This is a genomic window from Clostridium sp. AF19-22AC (assembly GCF_003479085.1).
GTDB lineage: Bacteria > Bacillota > Clostridia > Lachnospirales > Lachnospiraceae > Faecalicatena_A > Faecalicatena_A orotica.
The window spans coordinates 165,058-176,862 of the sequence record NZ_QUGN01000008.1 but is presented as its reverse complement, the minus strand read 5'-3'; the positions used below and the strand labels follow the sequence as shown (position 1 = coordinate 176,862).

Sequence of the window (11,805 nt, the reverse complement as noted above, 5' to 3'; positions counted from 1 at the left end):
TCAGCCTCCTTATATTTTAATAATCTATCTTGCACTTTTACACCAGCCCGCATTTATTTTCTTTTCCAATTCTTCAAAAGACTTCAGCCCGCTCAGTGCATCATAAACTGCCACGCAGGATGCACCGGTTGCCGCGGAAAGCTGCAGGGTCTTCTCCAGTGGGTATCCTTCCAGCATAGCAGTCAGAAACGCCGCAATGCTCGTATCTCCTGCCCCGGTCCCGGAAAGGATGCGCTCTGGAACATAGCTCTTCTCGAATCCCTCCCTGCCTGCCCAGCTGTTTAGATCCAGCCCGGCCCGGCTTCCTATATTCATCAGAGTCCGCCTGTCTGCTGTTTTGTAATACATTCCGGGTGCGCCGCATTTAATCAGAAGGACCTTTGCGCCAAATTCCATGCATTGCTTTCCAAGGGGCTTAACATCCTTCTCAATATTCAGCATTTCCGTAATATCCCTTCCTCCGGCCCGCTCCTGCCACTCTGTATATCGCTTCTTATCCAGCATATAGCAGAGTTCTTCCACACTGGGCACAAAAAAGTCCACATAAGGCATAACCCGCTCCAGAATCTTCTCCCAGTCAGCCGAGCCTGCTTCTGCATCCGGGTCTACGGCCGCCATATCAAGGGAAGTTGCTGCACCTGCAGCCTTTGCCCGCTTCATGATTTCCACCAGTTCCTCTCCGTCATGTTCATACATGGATTTCATCAATGGAGGATATCCGAAGTGAAACAATGCCGCTTCTTCCAGAGCTTTCTGTGGAATATCCGATGCCCGGAACGAATGGTTTGCCCCTGGATTATGCAGAAAGATGCGGTCAATCCCCGGAACCGCCAGAATGACAGAGTAGGATGTAGATTCCTGATTCGATAAAATCATCCCTTTTTCTGCATCATGCTGCCTCAGAATATTACAGACCATCTCACCAAATGCATCCGTTCCGATTTTTCCCATTAAAGTAACGTCTGCTCCGAGAATTTTCATTGCCAGTCCGGTATTGGCTACGGCCCCGCCTGTGTGCACATCCGCCTCCCCCATTTGTATCAGTCTTCCCGGAGAAAGAATCTCGCTCAGCCGGGATACCTTTTTATCAGGGAATACCGGTGTAATATCCAGACATATATGTCCGGCTGCGATTACTTTTTTCTTCATAACTGCCTCCTGTCTTTTTTCTGATATGGAAAACGGGAGACCTTCTGATCTCCCTGTTTTCCGCCTCAAAACTTATTCGATTCCCATCAGGAGATTCATCACATACATTTCCAGTGCCTCAAAATCTCTGTTTTCAACACACTTTTTCTGGAAATCATAATCAAACTTATCCACTTTTTCTTCCAGAGCCTTAAAAATCTTCAGGCTGTTTTCCAGATGCTTATAGCTGTCCCCATCCGTTGTTGTCCTCATTGCCTTCACATCAAGGCCGACATATTCTCCGTTCTCTCCATACCCGTTTTCCTTCAGGACCTTTACCTGATTGAATGCGGCACGCAGATTCTCCACGCCAAAAGATTTATCCTGGTCATAACGGATTCCATTCTGGTCATTCAGGTGTACGGTCATCAGTTTCCCCATTGCCAGGGCAAACCCTATCTCATTGGCCGGGTCCAGACCTGCCAGAATGGCATGTGCGCTCTCCAGATTGCCGCCTACACGTGACGGATCGATTGTTGCGGCTGAAACTGCCATGACATGCCCCATTGTTCCGCAGATGCTTCTGTCAATCGGCTCATTTGGCTTTGGCTCAATACATACGCGGATCTTCGGGTCATATTCCAGCATCTTGTTGATTGCCTCGACAAGCATCTTTGTAGCCCAGACAGGAGATTTTGACTCTGCACAAAGCGTTCCCTCCCTTGCGAGCCAGAGTACAACCATGTCACAGCCAAGCTCGTTGGCAATATCAATTGAGCGGTAAGCTCTCCACATCGCATACTCACGGTCTTTTGCAGATGTGCTCATAAAACCGCCGTCCTGTGTGTGTTCATCCATCCAAAGGCGCGGTGCCACAAATTCTGCCTTGAGGTTATACTTGTCCAGTGTCTTTTTCAGTTCACGCGCTTTCTCTTTGATTTCCTCTACCGTGTAGTCATTGATATTAGGCACTGCATCGTCATCATGGAACTGCACTGCGGAAAATCCCAGTTCTGCAAACTTTTTGTACTTCTCCTCTACAGGAATGTCCTTTCTTGTTGCCGGTCCGTAAGAATCTGCTCCTGTATGTACATTCCAAGGGCCTACTGAAAATTTAAACTTTGTCATAATAGTCTTTTCCTTTCTTTCATAAAAATCGGCTGTCATGGTATTCTTATCGCTTTTTTCCGGAATGCCGTGCACCGTTTATCTGTTATGTCTTATTTATACCAGAAACAGGAGACCGGAAAATGACAATGTTGCGGTTTTTTTTGTTGTTTCTTGCTCTTGCGTGGTGTATCATAAAATCAAAACTATTTGGGGGAGAATGACGATATGGGTAAAAAAGAAGAATTTGAAATTATACAGCATACAACCATGAACTATCTGGAAATCTTTCTGGTTGAAATGACTGCCCGCAGTCCACACGGACACGGCGATCTGGAAATCGGCATCCTTCTGGATGGGGATCTTACCCTTTTTACAGAGTTTAAGCAGCTTGAACTGCATGCAGGGGACATCTATATCATAAACAGGTATCAAATACATTCTTTCTTAAATAAGGACGGAAAGAACCAGATACTGGCATTTCAGATTCATCCTGACTTTTACCGCAGGATCGATTACCAGCTTGGTTTACTTCGTCTGGATAACAGCATTATACGAAGCGGTGGACTTTATAAGAGCCTGTACCAGACGCTCCTTTCCTGTGCCGCAATATATTTCTCTTCATCCGCGCATAATGCCATTAAGTGTTCCAGTCTGGTTCTGGACGCGATTTACCAGCTGTTAACATATACGGATTATACAATTACGAGTGAACAGGAATCCGCCACCGCAAAGAACAACTCCAAACGGCTGAACCGGATTACAGACTACATCTCAGAACACTATCGGGAGCATATTTCTTTACAGGACATTGCCGGTCTGGAAAATATAACAACCTATCATGCTTCGCACTTCATCACGCAGATGCTTGGAATTTCCTTTCAGGAATATCTGAATAACATCCGGTTTGAGCACGCCTTCCAGCTGGTTGACAAATCCGATTTGCCGATCCTAGATATCTGCCTCGAGACAGGGTTTTCCAGCAGCCGTTATTTGAATCAGATGTTTATAAAAAAACTTGGATGCAGTGTAAAAGAATATAGGAAAAAGCAGGAAAAGCCGCACCTGATCGGTGCAGCTCTCCCTACTGATAATGTACAGAAACGGTATTCCTTGGAACAGGCAGCTTTTGCCCTGTCCCGTTATACCCTCTTTCCGAAACATTTTTCCAAATAAGCCACAGCATCTTTAATATTTCTGTAATGGTTATCCAAAGCGGTATATTCTATCACTGCATATCCCTGATACCCATTCTGTTTCATACAGTTTGCCAAAGTGCAGAAATCGACAATTCCCTGTCCATGTATCGCTCCCCGCATCTTCTTTCCACTGATGTCCATATCTCCCGGTTCCTCATCCGGTACATATGCCATATCCTTTAAATGAATATGGCATATTCGTTCTCTGAATGCTTCATAATAGGAAACAGGATTTTCATGCTTTATGAGCATATTTCCGCTGTCATAGGCCAGATACAGCTCCGGCACTGCATCCAGCAGCGCCCTGGTTTCATTGATACTGCATAAGGGAAGTGTCACTTCTGGTGTATCCTCTACACATACCCGGATTCCTTTTGTTTTGCCATATACTGCTATAGGTCTGATGTTCTCAGCCAATGCAGTCGCAAGTTCTTCCATACTATATCCAGAAATATCCTCCTGCACTGCAAGTGCAAGCATCACTATTTTTACCCCAAGGCTTTCTGCCTCGTCCACAGCTCTGCATGCTTTTTCAATTATATGCCCTGCCTCTTCTTTATTCACGGCGGCAAACGTATCAAAATGAACCATGCCCCCTGCTGTAAGATGATTCCCGGCAAGTATTTTCCGGACATAATCCTTTCCAAACAGTTCCAGTTCCAGAGTTGTTATCTCTACTGTATGGATACCTGCATCGGATACCGTCTTTAATATTTCTTTATACAGCTTCTTTAAATCCGCAATATCTGCCATACCATGTTCCCTGCTTAATGCCTGAAGAAGCATTGCAGTCGTCATAAAACTAAACTTTATTTTACTGCTGTTCATTCTTTTCCCCCTTATGTAATCTCTTCATTCATTTTAAAGACTCCAATAGTTTAAACAATCGAACCCTCAGCGTTATTTCCGGGATAATTTCTATCCAGATACCCCGGCTTCAGTCCCGGTATTTTCTCGAATGTGCTCTGCATTCTATAATACCTCCCACTCTCACTGCTTTGCGTAAACCCGTGCAGAATTTCTACTGCATGAAGGGCCAGCCCTGCATTTGCCCTGTGCTTTCTTTGATTCCTTATGGCCCATGCCATCTCTGCCGCACCCAGGCCACGGCTTTCTTCCGCATATCCATAGTTAGATGGAATGATAACAGGGGTATCCTGCCCCTTTCTTAGAACAGAGACTTCCCCTCCGAATCCATTTGGATCTGCCATATTTAGAATTCCTTCCGTCCCATAGACCGTTAATCCAGGCATTTCCGGAAAAATACAGTCTGAATTGAAATGAACTGTTCCCAGTGCACCATTTTCAAATTCCATCATGCCTGTGAGAATGCTTTCAACTTCTGTCTCATATGTTTCTCCATAATTCCCCATAAAAGGAAATCTATGCATACGCTCCACCGGTTTATTTTTCATACCTGTTACTGCCGAAACCGGGCCTAATAGAAAAAGAAGTGCAGTCAGGTAATAAATACCTACATCTACACCGATGCTCCCCCCTTTTTTCGATAAATAGGGGATGAATTCGCTGAGTGTATTGTAATCTCTGTTTACAAAAGCATGGCATGATTTGACCTCTCCAATCATCCCGCTGTCAGCAATATCTTTTGCATTTTGAATTGCCGCACCCAGAAAAGTATCTGGTGCTGCCCCCAGATACAGGGCTTTTTCTTCAGCAAGTTCTGTAAGCTCTTTTGCCTGTTCATATTCAATTGACAGGACTTTTTCTGTATACACATGCCTGCCAGCTTCCAGCAATTGTTTAATGACTGAATAATGTACACTGGGAGGTGTCAGATTCACCACCATTTCAATGCTGCTGTCATTAAGGATATCTTCCATTGACATCTGTTGAATACCATATTTCCCGGCCATTTTTTCTGACAATGAAACATTCACATCACAGCATCCTGCCAGATCTATTATGGAAAACTTGTTCTTTAGATTTTCCATATACTTCTCACTGATTGTTCCGCATCCTACGATTGCGGTTTTTACTGTTTTTACCATATTATTCATCTCCTGTTATCTGCAATGATTCCTTTGTATACTCCATCACTTCAAAATGGTTGCCATCCGGATCTGTCAGCCAGAACTGGTATGTCCCATCCACCCCTTTCCGTATAGGACTGTCCGGTTTTATTCCATACTGGCATACTCTGTCCCACAATTCATGAATATTATCAACCTCAAGACTAAAATGCTGATATCCATAATACTGTTTGATATCTGGCAGTTCCTTTTTCTCCCCGTACTGATAGAATAACTCTATCAGTTGGTTTGGTGCCATCTCCAGATATACAAACCATTCTTTATCCCCCATCTGACCCAGATACTGCATAAATCCCGTAAGTTCTTCATTCATCTCCGCTTGTGGTTCCGACTGCATTTTTCTAAGGGCCTGAGAAAAAGTCATGGAAAATTTTTTCTTCATCCCCAGCGCATTGCAGTAGAAGTCCAGCATTGACTCCATGTTTTTCACATCAAATCCAATGTGTGATATACCTTTGATCATTGTATTTCCTCCTGAATTATTTACTGGTTTTTATTATAAAGGCTATTACTGAATCAGAATATGGCTTCAGTAGACAACTGTAGTTGGTTAATTCGGACATCTTTATTTTGAACTTAACTGCTGAACCACTGCAATCCCCAAAAAGAATATCCCCACCGGAATCAATGCTTGACAGCATTGAATTTTCCGGTGGGGATATGTTTCCCATATTTTTCTTTCTGATATATATTTATACGACTGCTTCAACTAAAACTTTATTCTTAACGAATACTTCATGTACACCAACCTGTTTGTTTTTATTAAAGTTAAAACTAATCATATACCCTTTACTTTTCTTGTAATCCTCCAGATATTCAGCTAATTGTTCCTCTCCTCGGCGATTATACTCATCTCCATGCCATATCTTCATTTCAATGATTGACTGCTCGCCTCGATAATCAACAATCACATCTGTACGCCGCATTCCTCTTGTTCTGGACTCAATATAATAATTCCCAATTCCATTGATTATAGGCCTGAGATAAAGCAGGAAATATTTTCTGCCCTCTTCTTCTAAGAATGTTTCATCACTATCGGCATACAATTCTGTGAAATGCTCCACAAACTTCTCTAATATCAGCCGCATATTTAATTGTCCACCTGTAATAAACTGGTTTTTGTCCTTTAAAGATGCTTTATAGATATCTTTCTCGTGCATCTCGTTTGCAGATAGGTAGTAATTATAGAGTAATGTATCAAATATCCTGTTCGCTGGCTCTACCATTCCATCCCTATTTTTAACAAAGCCAAACATTGATGCAATATCAATAGCCGGATTCATTGGATTATACGCAATCCCTCTGCCTGAAAACAACAGGGCATACAGCATTTCGTCCATTTCCGGATAAGTCGTCAGTTTATGAATCAATGATTCGAACAATGTATTCTTTTCCTGCAAAAGAATCCTTTCAGCCTCCAGAAATCCCGATTTGCTCCATGCTGACCGCTTATCCGGATATTTTTCACTGCCGGAAACTCTTTCATCTATAATCTTGCAAAGACGTGAAACCAAATAAGGATAACCAGATGTATAATTAGATATCATCCCTGCCATCTCCATGACATCCATACCTGTATGCCAGTCTTCTTCATATTTCTCCAGCATCTCTGCAATTCCGTCCATTGACAGGCTCATATCCACATTGAAATCAGCAGCAATATTCCAAGGACTATTATATTGCTGTTCCTCATCACCACGCATCTTTAGTTTCAAATTCTTAATGTCGTGTACTCCTGCTAAAATAACTGACTGGAAAGTAGGACGGTCAATTCGTTTCAGATATTTATCTCTTAACATTCCAAGAAAACTTAAAAATGTTGTGCTTCCACTCGCCTGATCCACCTCGTCAATTATCAGAATAACCGGCTTTACGCTATCCCTGCACATCTGTGAAATCACATTTGAATATTCCCTGAAAGACAGCTGTTTCTCGCCTTTTGCATACTCAGATAAGATCTGAAAAGTCTCTTTCGGAACCTCCGTTGTTTCCCCATACTCTATCGTATCACATAGGAGTCCGCTAAATTCCCTGCAGAAATTGGTGTCATCCCTGTAAACAAAGTCACCCATCCCCTCAAAACTAATTGAAAATACAATATAATCTGGGGAAAGCGCCCGCACAAGCTGACGAATAGTCGTTGTTTTCCCATACTGTCTCGCCCTGTTGATCGTAAAATATTTCCCGGCATCTACAAGATTCTTAATTTCTCTTAACTGCCTGTTGACCTCAACCATGTAATGTAAATCCGGCAGGCAGACACCTTCCGTATTAAAATACTTGCCCATGCTGCACACTCCTGTTTTCCAAACTTTCAAGCAGACATTAATACTGCTTATTTTCCACTGTACTGATTACATTATACGGCATTCCAACTTATAGCACAATCATTTGTTCCAAACCTTATCAAAAGGATACTGTGCTTATAAAATAATTGTATCTACTCATTAAAAACCACCAAGTACAGAGCCCAAAGTCTTCGGGAGTATATTCAGGATATCAGCATACTCTCCTATTCCCTTGCTTTGAGCACAAAGATTTTTGAATCAAAGTCCCCACATATAGATCCGTCATGAGGAAGTTCACCACAAGACGCATCTGTGGTAATCAATCCTAAGTTCATCAGTTCATCGCCATAATTTTCTGTATGGTTAGTCAGATTTAAATAACAGCAGTCAGGATTCAATCCTTGAAGCCTAATACGGCTATATGGAAGGTTGGCTCCGTTTAATACACGGTACCAGCCAACCACAGCTGTTTTCTTGTCTTCGCTTACGGCCATCCATGCTGTCACGTTGTCTTCAAACGGGCTCTTCAGGCGGTAAAACGTACCGAATTGAATTAATTTCCGGTATTCCTTCATGAAAGCAATCTGCTGTTTTACTTCCTCCTGTTCTTCTTCAGTCAGTCTGTTGAGGTCAAGCTCATATCCAAATGTTCCAAAGTAAGCCACATTTGCCCTTGTATGAAGAGGGGTTTCCCGAAGTACCTGATGGTTCGGAGTCACTGAAACATGGCTTCCCATACTGCTGATTGGGTAGCACAGAGAGGTGCCGTACTGTATTTTCAGGCGTTCTACCGCATCGGTATCGTCACTTGTCCATGCCTGGGGTGCATAATACAGCATTCCGGGATCAAACCTCCCTCCGCCGCTTGCGCAGGACTCGAACAGGACATGGGGGAATTCACTGGTCAGTCTTTCGTACAGATCATAAACACCGAGTATATACCGGTGGAAGACCTCTCCCTGACGGTCCGAGGGCAGTGCCCCGCTATAGCATTCTGTTATGCTCCGGTTCATATCCCATTTAATATAGGATACTTTGGCTTCTGAAAGGATTTTTGCCATCATGTCATGGATACAGTCCACTACTTCTTTTCTGGAAAAATCAAGTACATACTGGTTCCTTCCGTGAGAAATGCTGCGTCCGGGAGTCTTTAAAATCCAGTCAGGATGGGCACGGTAAAGGTCAGAATCAGCGTTAACCATCTCCGGCTCAAACCACAGGCCGAATTTCAAGCCCAGATTTTCGATCTTCTCGGCAAGTCCAGTAATTCCATTCGGCAGCCGCTCAAGATTTGCAACCCAGTCTCCAAGACCTGCATAGTCGTTGCTGCGTGCACCAAACCAGCCGTCATCCAGAACAAAGAGCTCCACGCCGCTTTCTTTCGCTTTTTTTGCAATTGTCACAAGCTTATCCTCTGTGAAGTCAAAATAAGTGGCCTCCCAATTGTTATTCAGGATAGGACGCTCCTTATCTCTCCAATACCCCCTGACAAGGCGTTTCTGATAGAGTTTGTGGAAGGTCTGGCTCATTTTGTTCAGTCCGTCGGAAGAATATACCATAACAGCTTCCGGTGTCTGGAAGGTTTCTCCAAGATCCAGTTTCCAGTCAAAACCGCAGGGATTGATTCCCATCAATATACGGGTAGTGTCATGAGTATCCACTTCTGCCTGTGCAAGAAAATTCCCACTGTATATCAGGCTGAATCCAATTGCCTCGCCGTGAGATTCATCGGCATTTGGACGTTTTAGTATAAGAAACGGATTATGTTCGTGGGAGGAATTGCCGCGCAGGCTGTCTATGGCCTGAATCCCCTGTTCCAGTTTCCTTGTTTTCATATGGCGTTCCCTCGCCCAGGCTCCTGAGAACTGGATCCATTCATAGTCTTTATCCGGCAGGTCCATGCACAGGCTCATTGCCCGTGTAAGATGCACAGGCTCATTGCCCTCATTGGTGAGTCTGGCGCTTCTGGCCAGAGCACCGCCTCTGACAAATACTGTATAAAAGAGTTCCAGCTTTATATGGGTAACCGGGTCTTTTAAAACCAATTGTAAGGTCTCAGCTTCCCCGTCATCCTCGGTATAGGTTGCAGGCAGCCCTGCGAGGGCAGGTTTGCCCGGAATGATATGGTAACTTTCATATTGGAAATCACTGAGGCGGCTGCCGTTCTCCTGCGAAATTTCAACGGCCGGATGCCTGTAATCCGTCGTGCCATATACACCGTACTCCTGCTTTACATGCTCCAGCGAAAACAAAATGTCCCCCTCATAAGGATGTGAACTCATTGGGCGGGGACACATCTCAAGCAGATAAGAAAAGTTATCCTTGTCATGGATTTTTCTGCCAAAATAAAGCTGCCCCATATGTCTGTTAGGCAGTACGGTGGTGATATAGCTTATCGTGTCGTTGTATAAGTGAAAGGTCTGTGTGCCTTCATGGTATATGATACTCATAATGTTCCTCCTGCTGAATTTATACATTCATTCCAATTTTTTTCTGTGCTGCATGTATGGCATTGACTTTTTCTGTAACTTCTGCCATTGTTTTTCCTTTTAGCTTATAAAACTTCCTGTAAATGCAATAGCTCATTATGATGAGTATGATCGGTATCACAATCATCAATACTCTGATACCGAGGAGTGTTCCTGCCGTCTGAACAGCGGCTTTTGCATTGTATCCAATGATCTGAAGCCCTATGCCTGTAAGTCCGCCTGCCGCTGCCATGGCAGCTTTCATGAGAAAAGTCTGGGTGGAACAGGTAACGCTTTCATTGCGGACTCCGAATTTAACCTCTCCATAGTCAATGACATCGGCCATACAGCAGGTTGTAACTCCCAGAGATAAGCCAGAACCGAAGAAAAGGAACGCACAGCAGATAATGACTACAATTTTACTGGAGGGTGCGATAAATCCCATGATTCCTAAGGCACTAAGACCAATAATCGGCAATATACATGCAAGTCCGAATACTTTTTGCCGGCTGATCATCCCCGCGATTTTAGGAAAACAGATAAGGCCGAGCATTTCTGCAATAATCGCAAACCCAAAAATGGAGTAAAGGTATTCATTGCCGCAGACATTTTTAAAATAATATACCGCAAAACCTTTGGCTATCTGTGTACAGAGATTATATGTCAGCAGCAAACCGATGAATGCAAGGAGCTGGTCATTCTTGACGATGATGTGCAGTGCCTGGCGCAGGCTTGTTTTTTGGACGTTAGAATCCAATGTTGAATCTTCTTTTACATTAAAAACAGTAATTCCAATGGTTATGATAAATATAACAGCAATGATAATCGCGAATATGGTAAACCCTTGTTCATGGTACAAGTTGTCGTTACCAGTCAATTTGTTAAGTCCATTGATGATATATAGTCCAAATGTAGCAACAATAAATCCTGCAAAACTTGCAAAAAACCGGGGAATAACGGAAACCCTTTCACGTTCACGGGGGTCATTGGTCAGATTAGGCAGCCATGACCAGTAAGGGACATCCATAATGGTATAAGTCATCCCATACACTATATAAACCACGGCAACATAGACATACAAGGCAGTCCCCTTCAGCCCGCAGCTTGTAAACAAAAATACAAAAACTACGGAATTAACTAATGTTCCGACGATAAGCCAGATTCTGAATTTTCCGAATCTGGTACGGGTATTATCAACTATCATCCCCATAATCGGGTCGTTAACAGCATCCCAGATACGTGCCACAAAAAAGAGTGTGCCTACGAAAGCCGGTGCAAGGTACAGTGTATCCGTTAAATATAGCATCAGAAAGGAACCGACCATATTCACTATAGCATCCTTGCCGATGGCACCGACGCCGAAACATAACTTTTCACGTGTAGATACGTGTTTATACTGCGGCACAGAAGCCTGTTTACCTGTTGTACTCATAAAAATTTCCTCCATATCCTATTTCTTAAATTATGATTGGGGAAACTGCGCATATTTCCTTCGATATAGGTAATTATAGACAGGATTTTAGAATTGGGTTAGAATGATTTGTTAAGAAAAACAGTCAAAATG

Annotated in this window: 9 protein-coding genes; 1 reads left to right on the top strand and 8 read right to left on the bottom strand. The window is 43.3% G+C overall.

All coding sequences use genetic code 11. The features are described 5' to 3' along the window. Window positions 1-24: 24 nt before the first annotated feature. Complete coding sequence (locus DWX43_RS11525) at window positions 25-1,149, bottom strand: carbohydrate kinase family protein (RefSeq protein ID WP_118620367.1); 1,125 nt, start codon at window positions 1,147-1,149, stop codon at window positions 25-27. A 72-nt stretch (window positions 1,150-1,221) separates the two neighbouring features. Beyond that, window positions 1,222-2,256: a TIM barrel protein gene (locus tag DWX43_RS11520; RefSeq protein WP_118620394.1), complete on the bottom strand. Its 1,035-nt coding sequence runs from the start codon at window positions 2,254-2,256 to the stop codon at window positions 1,222-1,224. A 207-nt stretch (window positions 2,257-2,463) separates the two neighbouring features. Here DWX43_RS11520 and DWX43_RS11515 point away from each other — a divergent pair, with 207 nt between their 5' ends. Further along, window positions 2,464-3,411: an AraC family transcriptional regulator gene (locus tag DWX43_RS11515; protein ID WP_118620366.1), complete on the top strand. Its 948-nt coding sequence runs from the start codon at window positions 2,464-2,466 to the stop codon at window positions 3,409-3,411. On the opposite strand, the gene DWX43_RS11510 is transcribed toward DWX43_RS11515, so the two are convergent. The 6 genes from DWX43_RS11510 to melB all read right to left on the bottom strand — a co-directional run bounded on the left by DWX43_RS11510 (window position 3,378) and on the right by melB (window position 11,673). After that, window positions 3,378-4,262, bottom strand: a complete 885-nt coding sequence (locus DWX43_RS11510; protein ID WP_118620365.1) for a sugar phosphate isomerase/epimerase family protein — start codon at window positions 4,260-4,262, stop codon at window positions 3,378-3,380. The genes DWX43_RS11515 and DWX43_RS11510 overlap by 34 nt on opposite strands. A gap of 50 nt (window positions 4,263-4,312) precedes the next feature. After that, entirely contained in the window at window positions 4,313-5,443 is a 1,131-nt protein-coding gene (locus DWX43_RS11505; protein ID WP_118620364.1) for a Gfo/Idh/MocA family oxidoreductase, read from the bottom strand. 1 nt (window position 5,444) lies between these two features. Beyond that, complete coding sequence (locus tag DWX43_RS11500; protein WP_118620363.1) at window positions 5,445-5,948, bottom strand: VOC family protein; 504 nt, start codon at window positions 5,946-5,948, stop codon at window positions 5,445-5,447. Window positions 5,949-6,177: 229 nt separating this feature from the next. Then, entirely contained in the window at window positions 6,178-7,773 is a 1,596-nt protein-coding gene (locus DWX43_RS11495; RefSeq protein WP_118620362.1) for an AAA-like domain-containing protein, read from the bottom strand. 224 nt (window positions 7,774-7,997) lie between these two features. Beyond that, complete coding sequence (locus tag DWX43_RS11490) at window positions 7,998-10,223, bottom strand: alpha-galactosidase (RefSeq protein ID WP_118620361.1); 2,226 nt, start codon at window positions 10,221-10,223, stop codon at window positions 7,998-8,000. Window positions 10,224-10,242: 19 nt separating this feature from the next. Further along, a complete protein-coding gene (gene melB, locus DWX43_RS11485) occupies window positions 10,243-11,673 on the bottom strand; it encodes a melibiose:sodium transporter MelB (RefSeq protein ID WP_118620360.1) in 1,431 nt (476 codons plus the stop codon). Between the last annotated feature and the right edge of the window lie 132 nt (window positions 11,674-11,805).

What these genes read in the sequence shown, in the direction of transcription:
- DWX43_RS11525 (WP_118620367.1), bottom strand. Translation starts at nt 1,149, where the DNA reads ATGAAGAAAAAAGTAATCGCAGCCGGACATATATGTCTGGATATTACA.
- DWX43_RS11520 (WP_118620394.1), bottom strand. Translation starts at nt 2,256, where the DNA reads ATGACAAAGTTTAAATTTTCAGTAGGCCCTTGGAATGTACATACAGGA.
- DWX43_RS11515 (WP_118620366.1), top strand. Translation starts at nt 2,464, where the DNA reads ATGGGTAAAAAAGAAGAATTTGAAATTATACAGCATACAACCATGAAC.
- DWX43_RS11510 (WP_118620365.1), bottom strand. Translation starts at nt 4,262, where the DNA reads ATGAACAGCAGTAAAATAAAGTTTAGTTTTATGACGACTGCAATGCTT.
- DWX43_RS11505 (WP_118620364.1), bottom strand. Translation starts at nt 5,443, where the DNA reads ATGGTAAAAACAGTAAAAACCGCAATCGTAGGATGCGGAACAATCAGT.
- DWX43_RS11500 (WP_118620363.1), bottom strand. Translation starts at nt 5,948, where the DNA reads ATGATCAAAGGTATATCACACATTGGATTTGATGTGAAAAACATGGAG.
- DWX43_RS11495 (WP_118620362.1), bottom strand. Translation starts at nt 7,773, where the DNA reads ATGGGCAAGTATTTTAATACGGAAGGTGTCTGCCTGCCGGATTTACAT.
- DWX43_RS11490 (WP_118620361.1), bottom strand. Translation starts at nt 10,223, where the DNA reads ATGAGTATCATATACCATGAAGGCACACAGACCTTTCACTTATACAAC.
- melB (WP_118620360.1), bottom strand. Translation starts at nt 11,673, where the DNA reads ATGAGTACAACAGGTAAACAGGCTTCTGTGCCGCAGTATAAACACGTA.